This window comes from Mycobacterium sp. URHB0044 (genome assembly GCF_000620625.1).
GTDB lineage: Bacteria > Actinomycetota > Actinomycetes > Mycobacteriales > Mycobacteriaceae > Mycobacterium.
Map to the genome: position 1 here is coordinate 52,959 of NZ_JIAW01000010.1, position 16,111 is coordinate 69,069.

At 66.6% G+C, this 16,111-nt stretch carries 16 protein-coding genes; 6 read left to right on the forward strand and 10 right to left on the reverse strand.

Annotation, left to right across the window (positions count from 1 at the left end):
- Window positions 1-3: 3 nt before the first annotated feature.
- The 7 genes from N536_RS0120350 to N536_RS0120380 all read right to left on the reverse strand — a co-directional run bounded on the left by N536_RS0120350 (window position 4) and on the right by N536_RS0120380 (window position 6,694).
- A complete protein-coding gene (locus N536_RS0120350; protein WP_051574637.1) occupies window positions 4-1,203 on the reverse strand; it encodes a hypothetical protein in 1,200 nt (399 codons plus the stop codon).
- Window positions 1,203-1,880, reverse strand: a complete 678-nt coding sequence (locus N536_RS0120355; RefSeq protein ID WP_029115298.1) for an acyltransferase — start codon at window positions 1,878-1,880, stop codon at window positions 1,203-1,205. Before N536_RS0120355 ends, N536_RS0120350 begins: the two co-directional genes overlap by 1 nt.
- A gap of 144 nt (window positions 1,881-2,024) precedes the next feature.
- Window positions 2,025-3,017, reverse strand: a complete 993-nt coding sequence (locus tag N536_RS0120360; protein ID WP_029115299.1) for a malate dehydrogenase — start codon at window positions 3,015-3,017, stop codon at window positions 2,025-2,027.
- Complete coding sequence (locus N536_RS0120365) at window positions 3,014-3,346, reverse strand: hypothetical protein (protein WP_029115300.1); 333 nt, start codon at window positions 3,344-3,346, stop codon at window positions 3,014-3,016. Before N536_RS0120365 ends, N536_RS0120360 begins: the two co-directional genes overlap by 4 nt.
- Before the next feature lie 100 nt (window positions 3,347-3,446).
- Complete coding sequence (locus N536_RS0120370; RefSeq protein ID WP_029115301.1) at window positions 3,447-5,249, reverse strand: acetyl/propionyl/methylcrotonyl-CoA carboxylase subunit alpha; 1,803 nt, start codon at window positions 5,247-5,249, stop codon at window positions 3,447-3,449.
- Between the two features lie 129 nt (window positions 5,250-5,378).
- Window positions 5,379-5,801, reverse strand: a complete 423-nt coding sequence (locus N536_RS0120375) for a SufE family protein (protein WP_036437084.1) — start codon at window positions 5,799-5,801, stop codon at window positions 5,379-5,381.
- The gene (locus N536_RS0120380; RefSeq protein ID WP_029115303.1) at window positions 5,798-6,694 is read right to left on the reverse strand and encodes a sulfurtransferase; all 897 of its coding nucleotides are present in this window, start codon (window positions 6,692-6,694) and stop codon (window positions 5,798-5,800) included. The genes N536_RS0120375 and N536_RS0120380 overlap by 4 nt, the downstream gene beginning before the upstream one ends.
- A gap of 92 nt (window positions 6,695-6,786) precedes the next feature.
- On the opposite strand from N536_RS0120380, the gene N536_RS0120385 reads away from it, so the two are divergent.
- Complete coding sequence (locus N536_RS0120385) at window positions 6,787-8,133, forward strand: nucleotide sugar dehydrogenase (protein ID WP_036437140.1); 1,347 nt, start codon at window positions 6,787-6,789, stop codon at window positions 8,131-8,133.
- On the forward strand, window positions 8,130-9,110 hold the full coding sequence (locus N536_RS0120390; RefSeq protein ID WP_029115305.1) for an NAD(P)-dependent oxidoreductase: 981 nt from the start codon (window positions 8,130-8,132) through the stop codon (window positions 9,108-9,110). The genes N536_RS0120385 and N536_RS0120390 overlap by 4 nt, the downstream gene beginning before the upstream one ends.
- 4 nt (window positions 9,111-9,114) lie before the next feature.
- Here the strand turns inward: N536_RS0120390 and N536_RS0120395 are convergent, their stop codons facing one another.
- From N536_RS0120395 to N536_RS0120405, 3 genes are read right to left on the reverse strand one after another with little or no spacing between them, the layout of a single operon-like run.
- Window positions 9,115-9,756, reverse strand: a complete 642-nt coding sequence (locus tag N536_RS0120395) for a nucleoside triphosphate pyrophosphatase (RefSeq protein ID WP_029115306.1) — start codon at window positions 9,754-9,756, stop codon at window positions 9,115-9,117.
- Entirely contained in the window at window positions 9,753-10,001 is a 249-nt protein-coding gene (locus tag N536_RS0120400; protein ID WP_051574662.1) for an acyl-CoA carboxylase subunit epsilon, read from the reverse strand. The genes N536_RS0120395 and N536_RS0120400 overlap by 4 nt, the downstream gene beginning before the upstream one ends.
- A 20-nt stretch (window positions 10,002-10,021) precedes the next feature.
- Window positions 10,022-11,650: an acyl-CoA carboxylase subunit beta gene (locus N536_RS0120405; protein ID WP_029115308.1), complete on the reverse strand. Its 1,629-nt coding sequence runs from the start codon at window positions 11,648-11,650 to the stop codon at window positions 10,022-10,024.
- Window positions 11,651-11,866: 216 nt separating this feature from the next.
- On the opposite strand from N536_RS0120405, the gene N536_RS0120410 reads away from it, so the two are divergent.
- From N536_RS0120410 to N536_RS0120430, 4 genes are all read left to right on the forward strand, one after another.
- Entirely contained in the window at window positions 11,867-13,030 is a 1,164-nt protein-coding gene (locus tag N536_RS0120410; protein WP_029115309.1) for a glycosyltransferase, read from the forward strand.
- Window positions 13,031-13,175: 145 nt separating this feature from the next.
- A complete protein-coding gene (locus N536_RS0120420) occupies window positions 13,176-13,856 on the forward strand; it encodes an acyltransferase (RefSeq protein WP_051574638.1) in 681 nt (226 codons plus the stop codon).
- Entirely contained in the window at window positions 13,856-14,971 is a 1,116-nt protein-coding gene (locus N536_RS0120425) for a glycosyltransferase family 4 protein (protein ID WP_029115311.1), read from the forward strand. The genes N536_RS0120420 and N536_RS0120425 overlap by 1 nt, the downstream gene beginning before the upstream one ends.
- Window positions 14,968-16,107: a glycosyltransferase gene (locus tag N536_RS0120430; protein ID WP_029115312.1), complete on the forward strand. Its 1,140-nt coding sequence runs from the start codon at window positions 14,968-14,970 to the stop codon at window positions 16,105-16,107. Before N536_RS0120425 ends, N536_RS0120430 begins: the two co-directional genes overlap by 4 nt.
- Window positions 16,108-16,111: the final 4 nt, after the last annotated feature.

Sequence of the window (16,111 nt, forward strand, 5' to 3'; positions counted from 1 at the left end):
CGTTCAGGCCTCCGCCTTCGATCGCTTCGGTCCGTAGATCGCCGTGGCGTAGATCGCCAGCAGTATCGCATCGGTGATGACGGTGGCGATGGCTGCGGCGATGGCGCCGGAGCCCGACAGTACGGCGACCAGTGCGGCCAGCAGGCCCAGTTTGACCGGCACCAGCCCGAGGTTGGCGACCAGCCGAATCACGTCGCGGCGCTGCGCGTAGAGGATCACTTGCAGAATCGAACTGATCGTCCGCATGGCGCAGAAGGCGGCCATGAGGAGCATCGCGACGGCCAGTTCGGTGGGCGCCGGCGAGATCAGCAGCACGATTCCGGTGATGAGCACCAAAAGGCCTGTGCCGCCGCCGATGAGCAGCGTGGTGCGCAGCGGTGGCCCACTGGACAGTTCACCGCCGCTGAGGCGCAGTGGTTCGTGGTAGGTCATGCCGAAGGCCTGGCCGACTGCCGCGAGTGCAACCGTCACGGTGACCGTGAGCGTGTAGTAACCGACGGTCGTGTTGTCGGTGAGGAAGCCCAGCAGCAGGACGTCGCCCTGAAGATAGAGGCACATGCCCAGCGTTTCGCCGGTGAGCGCCGCGATCAGCTTCGGCTGCCCGGGAATCCCAGGGCGATGCCCCAGGATGCGCAGCCCGCCGACGATGAAGATCACCACGTACTGCGTGCAGTACAGCATGGTCGCGACCTGCAGGCTCGGATGGGGTGTGCCGAACATGTAGGCGCAGGCGAGCGCGACGCTGGCGCACTGGCGGATCGTGCCGACGCGCCAGTAGCGATCGGCATGGCCATCGCGAACGGCTTGGCTCAGCCATGCGTTGCAAGCCATTTCACCGCCGGCGACGACCAGCCCGAGCCAGGCGATGTAGTTCACGCCCATGAGCGCCACGCCGGTCGCCGTCAGCGTCGCCCCGAGCAGGTAGCGCGTCGTGCGCTCGGCAAGGAAGCGGTCCTCGGACTCCCGCATCGCACGGACGTTGAACGACTGGTCGAGTGGAGGGCCAACCACCGCAGACAGTGCGTAGCCCATGCCGTACAGGCCGTAGTTGGCGACGCCGAGGCGCCCCACGATGGCGAGCGTCCACAGCATGCCGACGCCGCGCCCGCCATACATCCACAGCATCGCCATCAGGGTCTTGGCGATGTTGCTGGGCGCGGCCTTCGGGGTGGACGGCTCAGACACGCTGGTGCCGTCGGTCATCAGAAGAACAGTGGCCGGTAGTGGGCGCTGTAGCCCAGGGCGTCGGGATTGCGCTTCGCGATCACCTTGGCGGGCACGCCTCCGACGACTTCGAGTTCGCCGACGTCCTTGTTCACCACGGCCTGCGCGGCGACGACGGCGCCGCGCTTGATGTGGGACGGCAAGATGAACGCGCGGCTCGCGATCCAGACGTAGTCCTCGATGACGGTCGGGATCGGGACGGGCGGGAAGTCGGGGTGATCGATGTCGTGACCGCCGCCGAGAATGTGGGTGTCGCTGGCAATGGTGACGTTGTCGCCGATGTAAAGCCCGGCGCGGGAATCGAGAAAGCAGCGAAAACCGATCGTGCTGTTGTTCCCAATGGTCAGGAATTCGACGTCGAACACCGTCGTGCCGCGCATGATCGTCGAGCCCTTGCCGATGGTGGCGCCCAACATCCGCAAGACGCCTTGCCGGATCGTGTGCGACGGAATGTAGGTGACGTAGGTGTTGAAGAGGACCATGCCGAGGTAATTGCGCAATTGGCGCAAGAACGTCATGCCCTCCATCTTCAGGTCCAAGATGCGGCCGTCGGCGTCGAGCACCCATTCGGGAGTGGGCGGCAATTTGAGCCCAGGGGCTGCAGCGCGTTTCCTGGCGACGTCAGCGGGATCGGCGGCGGCGGGTTCGAGGGCCACGTGTCTTGTTCCTCTCCTAGATCCGCATAAACCATAGCGTCATCGACGCCCTGGAAACGACTTGGAGTGTTTGCCAGCGGCGCGTGCGGCGCCAGAATCATCGCAATCGACGGCACGCATCGGGGTGACCGCCACGCCCGACTTTCAGACCTGCTGAAGCAGCCCCAGGGCAGCGACGGCCGCACGTTCCTCGGCCAGCTCGGCCACCGATGCGTCGATGCGCGTCCGGGAGAAGTCGTTGATCGTCAGCCCCTCGACCACCTGCCACGCACCGTCGACGGCACGCACCGGGAGCGAGGCAACGACGCCCTCCGGGATGCCGTACACACCGGGGGAGGGCAGGGCCACCGACGTCCAGTCGTCCGCGTCGGTGCCATCGACCCAGTCCCGGACGTGGTCGATCGCCGCGTTGGCGGCCGACGCTGCCGACGACGTCCCGCGCGCGTCGATGATCGCGGTGCCCCGCTTCGCCACGGTGGGGATGAATTCTCGGGTCAGCCAATCCGTGTCGGCGGCGTACTCGGCGCCGGGCCTGCCCGCGACGACGGTGTGGAAGATGTCCGGGTACATGGTGGGAGAGTGGTTGCCCCACACCGTCATTCGGGAAACTTCGGAGACGTGGACACCGGCATGCGCGGCCAGCGCCGCGACCGCCCGATTGTGATCGAGCCGGGTGAGGGCGGTGAAGCGTTCGGCGGGTATGTCGGGCGCGTGGGCCGCCGCGACGAGCGCGTTCGTGTTGGCCGGGTTGCCGACCACCACCACCCGGACGTCGGCGCCAGCACCCGCGTTGAGGGCGCGCCCCGACTCGGCGAAGATGGCGGCGTTTGCGGCCAGCAGGTCGGCGCGTTCCATGCCCTTGGCCCGTGGCTTGGCGCCGATCAGCAGCGCGACGTCGACACCGTCGAACGCCCGCACCGGGTCGTCGTGGATCTCGACACCGGCGAGGAGGTCGAAGGCGCTGTCGACGAGTTCCATCACCACGCCCTCGGCGGCCCGCACCGCCGAAGGCAACTCCAGCAGTCGTAGCACCACGGGCACCTTCGACCCGAGCATTGCGCCCGCAGCTATCCGGAACAGCGCGGCGTAGCCGATGTGGCCGGCCGCACCGGTGACGGTGACGACCTTCGGGCTCACGTGATGACCCGCAGGTTCAGAACCTCCGAGGCGTATGCGCGGACGGTGTCCTCGGCCATCGCCCCGGCATCCTCGTGGCCGGGCCGCGACCTGCTGTGCATGTACGCCGACTTGGGGTCCAGCGTGATCTCGGCCAGCAACTCGCCGGTGGACGGCTCGCACACCGCCCACGTGTACCGGGTGTCGGAGGCCCAGTCGTCTTCGGCGTCGTGGACGTAGTCGAGGTCGGTCTCGCCGAGGTCGGCGAGCGCGGGCCGGTCGTCCACCCGGTCGTCGCAGCGCAATGCGCGCAGATACCACTGTCCGGTGTTGATCTCGACGGGTTCCATGGGCTCCCGACCCCTTCCGATACGCCGAAACTGCGGGGAGATCGCAGAACTCGAGTAATTCGCGATCTCCCCGCAGTCTCGGGGATAGTCGTGCGGCTCGCTAGTCCTTGATCTCGGCGAGGACGGTGCCCTGCGTGATCGCGGCTCCGGCCTCGACGGCGAGCCCGGTGATGGTGCCGTCCTTGTGGGCGGTCACCGGGTTCTCCATCTTCATGGCCTCCAGGACCACGACGAGGTCGCCGGCGGACACCTGCTGCCCCTCCTCGACGGCGACCTTGACCACGGTGCCCTGCATCGGAGCGGTGACGGCGTCACCGGAGGCGGCCGCACCGCCCTGAGCGCCGCGCTTGCGGGCCTTGGGCTTCTTGCGGATCACGCCGGCCGCCGCGGCACCGCCACCGCCGTTGCCGATCGCGAGGTCGCCCGGCAGCGACACCTCGACGCGGCGGCCACCGATCTCGACCACGACCTTCTGGCGCGGGAGGTTGTCGTCCTCGTCGAGCGGCTCACCACCGGTGAAGGGTTCGACGGTGTTGTCCCACTCGGTCTCGATCCAGCGGGTGTGCACGGTGAAGCCGTCTTCGTCGCCGATGAAGGCGGGATCGGACACCACGGCGCGGTGGAACGGAATGACGGTGGCCAGGCCCTCGACATTGAACTCGGCAAGCGCGCGGCGGGAGCGGTCCAGGGCCTCCTCGCGGGTGGCGCCGCTGACGATCAGCTTGGCCAGCATGGAGTCGAACTGTCCGCCGATCACCGAGCCCGTCTCCACGCCGGAGTCCAGCCGCACGCCGGGACCGGTCGGCGGCTCGAACTTGGTGACGGGGCCCGGAGCGGGCAGGAAGCCGCGGCCCGCGTCCTCGCCGTTGATGCGGAACTCGATGGAGTGCCCGCGCGGCGTGGGATCCTCTGTGATGTCGAGCTTTTCGCCGTTGGCGATGCGGAACTGTTGCCGGACCAGGTCGATGCCCGCAGTCTCCTCGGTGACCGGATGCTCCACCTGAAGGCGGGTGTTGACCTCGAGGAACGAGATCAGGCCGTCCTGGCCGACGAGGTATTCGACGGTGCCTGCGCCGTAGTAGCCGGCTTCCTTGCAGATCCGCTTGGCCGACTCGTGGATCTCCTTGCGCTGGGCGTCGGTCAGGAACGGCGCGGGAGCCTCCTCGACCAGCTTCTGGAAGCGGCGCTGCAGCGAGCAGTCGCGGGTACCCGCGACGATGACGTTGCCGTGCTGATCGGCGATCACCTGCGCCTCGACGTGGCGGGGCTTGTCGAGGTAGCGCTCGACGAAGCACTCGCCGCGGCCGAACGCCGCGACGGCCTCGCGGGTGGCGGAGTCGAACAGTTCGGGGATCTCCTCGATGGTGCGGGCGACCTTCATGCCGCGGCCGCCACCACCGAAGGCCGCCTTGATGGCGATCGGCACGCCGTACTCCTGGGCGAACGCCACGACCTCGTCGGCGTTCTTGACCGGGTCCGGCGTGCCGGGCACCAGCGGCGCCTGAGCCTTGGCGGCGATGTGCCGGGCGGTGACCTTGTCACCGAGATCGCGGATGGACTGCGGGCTCGGCCCGATCCAGATCAGGCCCGCGTCGATGACGGCCTGCGCGAATTCGGCGTTCTCCGAGAGGAACCCGTAGCCGGGGTGGATGGCGTTGGCGCCCGACCGCTCGGCCGCGTCCAGCAGCTTCTCGAACACCAGGTACGACTCGGCGGACGTCTGGCCGCCGAGGGCGAACGCCTCGTCGGCGAGCCGCACGTGTGGCGCGTCGGCATCCGGCTCGGCGTACACGGCCACGCTGGCCAGCCCGGCGTCCTTGGCTGCGCGAATCACCCGGACGGCGATCTCACCGCGGTTGGCGACGAGGACCTTGGTGATCTGCGAGCTAGCGTGACTGGGCACTGCGCCTCCTGATGGCATGCGTCTGTCTCTAAGAAACGTCTTTAAGAATGTATCGGAGGCAGTTTAAGCGGCAGCGTGGAGTGCCGGGACACGCGGTGTCCCTTACTCGTCGGTAGGGTTTTCGTGCACTTATCCGGTTTCGCGCAGCCGCCGCTTGATCCGGGCCAGCATGGCGGACATCCCACGCAGCCGCAGCGGGCTGATCAACGCGGCCAACCCGAGTTCGGTGTAGAAGTCGTCGGGTACCGCCAGGATCTCGTCGGCGCTGTGGTCATCGAGACCGGCTGCCAGGATCGAGGCGAAGCCGCGCGTCGTCGGCGCCTCGGCGGGCGCGCTGAAGAACAGCCGGACGTGTTCCCGGTCGGCCGCATCGACGTGCAAGAACAGCGGGGACTGGCATTCGGGCACCGGCTCCATGGCCGCCTCTTCGAGATCGCCCGGCAAGGGCGGCAAGTCGTTGGCGAACTCCAGAAGCAGCTGCAGTTTGTCCTGGCCCTGCATGTCGGCGAAGTCCGACACCACCTCGGCCAGCTCGGCCGGCATCGACGTCATGACGAGCCGGGCGCCGCACCTGGTTCGGGTCCGACGGCCACCGGCACCCGCACGGCATTGCCCCACTCGGTCCAAGAGCCGTCGTAGTTGCGCACTCCGGGCAGCCCGAGCAAATGCGTCAACACGAACCAGGTGTGACTGGATCGTTCCCCGATGCGGCAGTACACGATCGTCTTGTCCTCCGGGCTGAGGTACCCGTACAGCTCGTCGAGTTCGGCGCGGCTGCGGAACCGCCCGCTGTCGTCGGCTGCCTTCGCCCATGGGATGGACTTCGCGGTCGGGATGTGTCCGCCCCGCAACGCGCCCTCTTCGGGATAGTCGGGCATGTGCGTCCGCTCGCCGGTGTACTCCTGCGGCGAACGCACGTCGATCAGCGGCTGCTTCCCAAGGATGCCGAGGACGTCGTCCTTGAAGGCCCGAATCGCGGCGTCCTGACGCTCGACCACCGGGTAACCCGTGGTCTGCTTGCTCGGCACCTCGAGCGTGGTGTCCCGGCTGTTGGAGACCCACAGATCGCGTCCGCCGTCGAGCAGGCGGACGTCGGGGTGACCGAACAGCGTGAACACCCACAGCGCGTATGCCGCCCACCAGTTGCTCTTGTCCCCGTAGATCACGACGGTGTCGTCGCGTCCGATGCCCTTGCGGTCCATCAGTTCCGCGAACTGCGCGCCGTTGATGTAGTCGCGGACGTGCGGGTCGTTGAGGTCGACATGCCAGTCGATCTTCACCGCGCCGGGGATGTGACCGGTGTCATAGAGCAGGACGTCCTCGTCGGACTCGACGATGGCAAGACCGGGGCGCCCGAGGTTGCCGGCCAGCCAATCGGCGGTGACCAGCCGCTCGGGGTGGGCGTAGGCGGCCAGGGCGGGATTTGGGTCGACAGGCAACGGCACACCAAGAGCCTACTCACGCCGAAATGCGCTCACTCGTCGTAAGGTCGAAACTTGTTGTCGCAACGTCCCGTGCGGTAGGAACTTGAGGAATGATGGCTGGCCCAGCAAATTATGACGTCGGAATTGTCGGACTCGGCTACGTCGGGTTGACCCTGGCGACCGTCCTCGCCGAGGCGGGGAACACCGTGATCGGTGTGGAAAAGCGCCCCGACATCGTGGAGATGACGAATTCGGGCACTCCGCATTTCACCGAAACCGGATTGCCCGACGCGCTTGCCGGGGTGACGCGGTCGCAGAAGCTGGTGGCCGCCGAGCAGTTCGACGACAGCTTCTCCTGCGACACCTACATCATCACGGTGGGTACGCCGCTGTCACCGGACGGCGTCGCACGCGTGGACATGATCGAGGCCGCAGCACGTGACATCGCCGCGAACATGAAGGACGGGGCGCTGGTGATCCTGCGCTCGACGGTCAAGGTGGGCACCACCCGCGACGTGGTGTCGCCCATCCTCGAGGCCAGCGGCAAGCAGTTCGACATCGCGATGTGCCCCGAGCGCACGCTCGAAGGCAAGGCACTGCAGGAATTGCGCGAACTGCCGCAAATCATCGGTGCCGACACACAGGTCGTCGCCGACCGCGCGGCCGCCGTTTTCCGCAAACTCACGCATTCCATCGTTCAGGTGTCGGGAATCGAGACCGCGGAGATCATGAAGCTGGTCAGCAACACGTTCCGCGACGTTCAATTCGCATTCGCCAACGAGGTCGCGCGCATTTGCGACGCCTTCGGTGTCAGCGCCCACGAGGTCATCTCGGCGGGCAAGCTCGGCTACAACCGCACCAACATCCCGCTCCCCGGCCTCGTCGGCGGCCCGTGCCTGGAGAAGGATCCGCACATCCTGATGGAGAGTGCGCGCACCCGCGGGATCTCGTTGGAGATCACCTCGGCGGGCCGGCTGGTCAACGAGCGCCAGCCCGAGGAGACGGTGCGCTTCATCACCAGGGAGATCGAACGACGTGGCCTGGCGGGATCCGACCCGGTGAAGATCAACATCCTCGGCATGGCGTTCAAGGGACAGCCGGAGACCAGTGACCTACGCGGCTCGATGTCGATCAAGGTCCTCGACGCGCTGAAGAAGGCGCATCCCAACGCCGAGATCGGCGTCTTCGATCCGGTCACCCCGCGCGACGTGCTGGCCAGCGAGTTCGCCGATGAGCGCACCTTCGGCCGCTTCGGCGACGCCGTGAGCGGTGCCGACGTGGTGGTGATCGCCAACAACCATCCCGCGCTCGGCCAGATCTCGCCGCGCACCATCAGCGAGTTCATGAGCCCGAACGGATTCGTCTTCGACTACTGGAACCACTACAGCCACCTGCCCACCTCCGAACTCGGCGACTCCTACTTCGCCGTCGGCCGCAGCGGAGCGGTGGTCGTCGAATGAGCAAGCGGATCGTCGTCACCGGTGGTGGCGGCTTCATCGGGGCCTACCTGGTCAAGCGCCTCGTGCACGACGGCTGGAGCGTCGCCGTGGTCGACAGCATGGTGCGCGGCGATGCCAGCCGGTTCGCCGAGGTGGCCGACGACGTCGAGTTGTTCACCTGCGACGTGCGCGACCAGGCTGCGCTGGAGAAGGCGTTCGTCGGCGCCGAGGTGGTCATGCACCTCGCGGCGATCAACGGCACCGAGAACTTCTACACCCAGCCCGAACTGGTGCTCGACGTCGGCATGCTTGGCGCGCTCGCCGTGGTGAACGCCGGCCGCGTCGCCGGCGTGCCCGATCTGGTCGTGGCGTCGACGGCGGAGGTGTACCAAACACCGGCGGTGATCCCCACCCCCGAGACGATTCCGCTGATGCTGCCCGACAGCCTCAACCCGCGGTATTCGTATGGCGGCGGCAAGATCGTCAGCGAGCTGATCGCCTTCAACTACGGCCAAGACCACTACCGGCAGGTGCAGGTCTTCCGTCCGCACAACGTGTTTGGGCCCAACATGGGTTGGAAGCACGTGGAGCCGCAGTTCATCCTGCGGGCCCTGGATTGTCAGGACGCCGGCAATCCCGCCTTCCCGATCCAGGGTGACGGCACCGAGACGCGGTCGTTCTGCTACGTCGACGACGTCGTCGAGGGGATCCTGCGGATGTATGCCGACGGCGGCCACCGCGAGATCTACCACATCGGTAGCGATGTGGAGATCAGCATTCGCGACCTGGCCAGCCGCATCGGCAAGATCGTCGGCGTCGACCTGGACATCCAACCCGGCGAATCTCCCGCGGGCGGAACCAAGCGCCGCTGCCCCGACATCACGAAGATGCGCTCACTGGGCTGGTCGCTCGACGTGGACCTCGACGACGGCCTGGAACGCACCGTGGACTGGTACCGCGCCAACCGCAACAACAGGCCGGCCAATCAGCTGATGTAAGCGCTCAGGCGGGCGGATTCGCTTGCCACAGAACGGGAATCGACAGTCCGACCCGCTCGAGCAGGCGGCGCGTCAGCGGCAGGCTGATCCCGATGACGCTGGACGGGTCGCCGTCGACGCCGTCGATGAACCACCCGCCGAGCCCGTCGAGGGTGAAGGCGCCCGCCACGGCCAGCGGTTCGCCGCTGTCGACGTAGGCGTCCAGGTCTTCGGCGCTCGGAGTCCCGAAATGCACTGTGGTGCAGCAGAATTCGCTACCCGAGTCGATGACGTCGCCGTCGCGTACCCGCACCAGACAGTGGCCGGTGACGAGCTCACCGGCGCCGCCTGCCATCTCCTGCCAGGCGGCACGGGCGCGTTGCGCCGTCGCCGGCTTGCCACGCAGCGTGCCGTTCAGATGGAGCATCGAATCGCATCCGATGACCACCGCGTCGGCGGCCAGTTCGGCACCCAGCGAGCGGGCTACCGCATCGGCCTTCGCGGTCGCCAGCGCGACCGTCACCTCACCGGGGGACGCGTCGGCACGCAGCGTTGCGGTCAGGGCGTCCTCGTCGACACCGGAGACGATGACGATCGGGTCGATTCCGGCCTGGCGGAGCACCCGCCGTCGGCCCGAGGAGGCCGAGGCCAATACGACTCGCGTCATCGACGCATGTGTGTGCGCTCCAGTTGGGTCACGCGCTGCCAACTGAAGATCGAATAGCGCAGCTTGTCCACCGGATGTCCCCACAGGTCCCTTGGCTGCGGGCTGGCGTCCACCTGACCGCCGCCGGACGCACCGGCCAGCACGGTGACCAGCGCTGCCAGTTCCTCGTCGGTGGGCTTGCCGTTGAGGACCTTGATCACGGGGTCGTGGACTTCGCCGTCGTGGCTGGTGGGCTCGTCGCTCATGACGCCTGCGCTCTTTTCACTCACAGTGGAATGTTCCCGTGCTTCTTCGGCGGAAGCTGAACCACCTTGCGCTCCAACAGCCGAAGCGCCGCAGCCACGTAACCGCGGGTGTGCGACGGCGGGATCACCGCGTCGACGTAGCCACGCTCGGCCGCGATGTACGGGTTCACCAACGTGTCCTCGTAGTCCTGCTGCAGTTCCAGCCGCAGCGCGTCGACGTCCTCGCCCTTGTTGGCCGCCTCCTTGAGCTGAGGCCGGTAGACGAAGCCGACGGCACCGGAGGCGCCCATCACGGCGATCTGGGCCGTGGGCCACGCGACGTTGACGTCGCAGCCCATGTCCTTGGATCCCATCACGCAGTAGGCGCCGCCGTATGCCTTGCGGGTGATCACGGTGATCTTGGCGACGGTGGCCTCGCCGTACGCGTACAGCAGTTTCGCGCCGCGCCGGATGATGCCGTTGTACTCCTGGTCGGTTCCCGGCAGGAAGCCAGGCACGTCGACCAGCATGACGATCGGGATGTTGAAGCAGTCGCAGGTCCGCACGAACCGCGCGGCCTTCTCCGAGGCGTTGATGTCCAGGCAGCCGGCGAACTGAGTCGGCTGGTTGGCGACGATGCCGACGGGCCGGCCGTCGACGCGGCCGAACCCGACCAGGATGTTGGTGGCGTAACCGGACTGCACCTCGAGGAACTCGTCGTCGTCGAGGATGCGTGCGATCACCTCATGCATGTCGTACGGCTGGTTCGGCGAATCCGGGATCAACGTGTCGAGCTCGAGGTCCTCCTCGGTGAGGTTGTCCTCGATCGCGCCGGGATGCGGCGGTGCCGGGTAGCGCGGCGGGTCGGCGTAGTTGTTGCTCGGCAGGTAGGACAGCAGGTCGCGGACGTACTCGAAGGCGTCCTGCTCGCCGGAGGCGACGTAGTGCGCCGTACCCGACTTGGCCATGTGGGTGTGGGCGCCGCCCAGCTCCTCCATGGTCACTTCCTCGCCGGTGACGGTCTTGATGACGTCCGGGCCGGTGATGAACATCTGGCTGGTCTGGTCGACCATGATGACGAAGTCGGTGAGCGCGGGGGAGTAGACGTGCCCGCCCGCAGCGGCACCCATGATCAGCGAGATTTGCGGGATGACACCGGACGCCAGGATGTTGTTGCGGAAGATCCGGCTGTAGAGGCCGAGCGAGACGACGCCCTCCTGGATGCGCGCGCCGGCGCCGTCGTTGATGCCGATGAGCGGGCGGCCGGTCTTGAGGGCGAGTTCCTGGACCTTGACGATCTTCTCGCCGTACACCTCGCCGAGGCTGCCGCCGAACACCGTGGCGTCCTGGCTGAAGATGCAGACGTCGCGACCGTCGATGGTGCCGTAACCGGTCACCACGCCATCGCCGAGGGGACGGTTCTCGCCGAGCCCGAAGTTGGTGCTGCGGTGCCTGGCCAGCGCATCGAGTTCCACGAACGAGTCCTCGTCGAGCAGCGCGTAGATGCGCTCACGCGCAGTCAGCTTGCCCTTCGCGTGCACCTTCTCGATGGCTGCCTCACCGACCGGGTGCAGCGTCTCTTCGGTACGTTTGCGGAGATCGGCCAGCTTGCCTGCAGTGGTGTGGATGTCGATCTCGTGTTCCGCCGCCGGTTCGGTAACGCTCGTCATGGGTAGCGATGGTAGTCACAAAGCGGCCCGCGCTCTTAGTCAGGTCTTAAGAAGGCCGCGTCGAGCGGGGCTGACGACATGCCCGGCTGACCAGCGAGAGTTTGCCAGGAGTTGTAACTGGTTCCATTTTGCGGTTTTATAGAGGCCATCGATGCGCGGCCGACTTCGGTTCCGCGGCGTCACCCTAAAAAGACATGTTCGAGAAGGAAGTCCAGCGTGCGTCCTGTCCGCAGGTACAACGGGGTTGACGGTCCGCGCGTCGCTATTGCCCACGATTATTTGACTCAGCGTGGGGGCGCCGAGAAGGTCGTCCTCTCGATGAGTCGCGCCTTTCCCGATGCCCCGATTTACACGTTGCTGTACGACCCCGCCAACACTTATCCGGAATTCGCTGAGCGCGACATACGGGTTTCTCGGTTGAATTCGTTTGGCGTGTTTCGCAGGCACCATCGCGCGGCACTGCCGATCCTGCCCCTTGCCGCCAACTCCATGCGGGTCGACGCCGACGTGGTGGTGACCAGTTCGAGCGGTTGGGCCCACGGATTCAAGACCGATGGCCACAAGCTGGTGCACTGCCATTCGCCGGCCCGCTGGCTGTACCTGAGCGGCATGTACCTGGGCGAAGACAGTGGCCTGCTCAAACGCGCCGTGCTCGCCGCGACGTCGGGAAGGTTGCGGGCCTGGGACCGTCGGGCGGCGCTGTCGTGTGATCGCTACCTGGCCGTGTCGACCGTCGTGCAGCAGCGGATCGCCGACGCGTACGGCATCTCGGCCGACGTGCTGCCCTCTCCCGTCGCGATGTCGCGCAACTCGGCGACCGAACCAGTGCCCGAGGTGGTGGCGTGGTTGGCCGACGATGGCGAACGAGATCCGCGCGAGGCGTTCTACCTCTGCGTGTCCCGTCTATTGCCGTACAAGAACGTCGACGCCGTGGTCGGAGCCTTCGCGGGCCGCTCGCAGCGACTCGTGGTGGTCGGTCGGGGCCCGGACGCGGAGCGCATCGCGGCCGCCAAGACGCCGAACGTACTGATGCTCAGCGATCTCACCGACGGCCAGATGGCATGGCTGTACCGACACTGCCGCGCGCTGGTCGCGGCGAGCTACGAGGACTACGGGTTGACGCCGATCGAGGCGGGCGTCTGGGGTAGGCCCAGCGTCGTGCTGAGGTGGGGCGGTTTCCTGGACACTGTGGACGACGGCATCACCGGGATCTACTTCGACGAGCCCGCCGCGGCGTCCATCGCCGAGGCGCTCGACCGGTTCGAGGCGTCGTCATTCGACCCGGACAAGGTGCGCACCCACGTCGAGCAGTTCACCGAGGAGCGGTACGCCGAAGCGCTGTACGCGGCGGTGGATGAACTCGTGGGAGGGCCAGCTTGAGCGGGACTAGTGCCGGCGCCGCATTCGCCATCGGCGGCATAGGCGATCGACGGGAAATGGTGATCAACGGCGGAAAGCCGACGAAGTCATTCCAGGATATTGATGTTGCTATCGTCGAATCCGACGTGAACCGGGAGCGAGAATCGTGATTCCAGAACTGTTCGTTGCAGATCCTGAGGACCGGGCCAGGAAGTTGGCTGCCGCTCCGAACCTGAAATTGCCGCCGGATCCCGAATGGGAACTGGGACCGGATGGCCGGGTGAAGTGGTACAGGATGCAGTCCATCTCGTTTGCGCGCAAGGCGCGCAACCGCATCGCGACGATCTTGTTCAACATGATCGTCACCTACATTCCGTCGCACTTCATCCGGCAGAACTTCCTGCGGTGGTTCGGCGGGGCGAGGATCGGCAAGGGGTCGACGATCATGCGCGGCACCACCGTGTTCGATCCGGAGTTCCTGTCGATCGGCAACGACACCGCGATCGGCTTCCGCTGTTTCCTCGATTCGCGGGCCGGCATCTCGATCGGTGACAACGTCACGATCGCCAGCGACACCCACATCATCGGCGGTGGGCACGACATCAATCACCCCGACTTCCTGCCCATGCCGGTCCCGACCGTGATCGAGGACTACGTCTGGATCGCCAGCCGCACGATGATCCTGCCGTCGCACATCAAGCGCGGTGCCGTCGTCGCCGCGCATGCGTTGGTCACCAAGGACGTCGGCGAACTCGAGGTCGTCGGCGGAGTGCCTGCCAAGCTTCTGACGAAGCGCAATCCGGACGCCCTGCAGTACAGCGGCCACTACCGCCCCCTGTTCTTCTGATGTCCGTCGACCTCAAGAGCTACCGCCTGATCTACATCGGGCCGCGCAACCACGTCACGGCGGTCGGCGACTACACCGAAGACCTGGTGGAGGCGTTCCGTCCGCACTTCGGCGATGTCGCCGAAGTCCGCGTCTCCGGTCCCGGCGATGAGACGTTGGCCGACATCCGCAGGGTCCGAAGGGAAGTGCGGGACAAGATCGCCGGTTGGCCGGCGGGCCGGGTCCTGGTGCACTCGGAGATCGCGTGCGGCATGATGTCGCCGTTCTGGTCGATCGCAGGCCTGAAGGACGTTCCGGTCACGTTGACCGTGCACGACCCGCCGCAGGCGCTGTGGTTCATCGCCCGCACGAAGTTCGTCGCGCCGCGCAAACTGCTGATGCACGGTTTCCACTACCCCATGCGTCCGTTCTCGCGATGGCTGGAGGGCGTGATCAACGGGCGCCGGGACATCTTCGCGCTCAGCAAGACCGGGCAGGCCTCGATCGACCGCACGTATCCGAACACGCGCACCCACTACGTGCCGTACCGCGTCTCGGAGAAGAAGCCGATCCTGCCGCCCGAGGACCGACCCAAGGCGGTCGGTTTCTTCGGACTCGTCTACCGCGGCAAGGGATTCGAGCAGATCGCCCAGATTCGGCGCGAGCTGCCGGATGACATCCTGATCCGGGTGGCCGGTCGCGGTACCGAAGCACTGCCACGTGCCGAGGGCATCGACATCGTCGGTGGCGTCGACGGCGCGGAAGAAGACGCGTTCTTCGAGTCGGTGCGCGCCATCGTGATTCCCTACGGCAAGCGGCATTTCTACGCCGACACCTTCCCGGCGTCGTCGGTGGCGGCGCACGCGCTGGCCTACCGCACGCCGATCATCGCCACCGACTACGGGTCGCTGGCAGAGTTCGACGTCGAGACGGGAGCGGTGGTGGTCCCGATGGGCAACGGTGATCCCAACGCGCTGCCCAGCGGGTTCTCCGACACCATTGCGTCGGTCGTCAACGACCCGGCGCGGCTCACCGAATTGGGTAGGAATGCCGATCGCACGCGCGAGGAGCGCTCGATTCCGCGTACGGCCGAGGCGTTCGTCAAGGAATGGACTGAGATGTTGGATCGCGCATGACTAAAGTCGCATTCCTGGTCTCGAAGGATCCGGTGACGGAGCACGGCGGCGACATCGAGCTGGCCAGAGTCGTGTTGCGGCTTGCCGCAGAGGCATTCGAGATTCGTGCCATCTGCCTTTCCGACGAGCCGTCGGGCCCATTGGTCAGCGACGTCGTGGCCGGCGGTCTGCCGATGTTGCGGGTTGCGCAGCATCCGGTGCAGCGGGCGCGGTTGCTCACCGATTCGCTCCGGCTGCGCCGCAGCCTGGTGCACGTCCGATTCGACACCCCTGAACTGCTTCAGGCGATCGAGGAGAGCGACGAAGACGTCTTCTTCTGCGAGCACAGCTATATGGCCGAATCCTTCATCCGTAGCAGTCATTACGGCAAGAAGGGCTTCGTCATCAACACCATCAACACCGAGTCGCAGGTGTGGTTGTCGACGCGGGGCGCGTTGGGTCGCATCGAAGCGCCGCGCCTGCTGCGCGATGAGCTTCGCGTGGCGAAACTCGCCAACGCCGTCGGGTGTTATGAGATCGAAGAGTCTGAGATGTACCGGTCGCACGGCGTTTCCGGGGCCCGGTTCATGGAGGTGACGCTTCCGCCGATCGAGCAGATCGACATCTCGGCGACGCCGCGGCGGTTGGTGTTCCTCGGTGGGCGTGACTGGCCGCCGAACCAGGAGGCGTTCCTGACCGCCCTGCGGCTGTGGCCCCAGATCTCGGCGGGCATACCCGACGCCGAGCTGTGCATCGTCGGCGCCAAGAAGACCGGATCGACCGATCCCGTGTATCCGGACCAGGTTCGCGATCTCGGGTTCGTCGACGACCTGCCCGAGTTCCTGAAGACCTGCCGTGCCCTGATGGCGCCGATCAGGACCGGCGGTGGCGTGCGCGTCAAGCTGCTCGACGCGGCCAGCCAGGGTCTGCCGGTGGTGGGCAGCGGGCCGGCCGTCGGCTCGTTGCGCACGCTGTTCGGCATGTCGACGTTCGACGACGACGACGAATTCGTCGCCGAGTGCCGGCGCATGCTGCTCGACCGCGACGCGGCCGTCGCGGCGGGCAATCAGCTGTACGAGGTGAACCGGCAGCACTGGGACGAGAAGCGGCCGTACCGGGCCGTCGAGTCGCTGGTGCAGGCGGGTCTCGGCGGCTGATCCG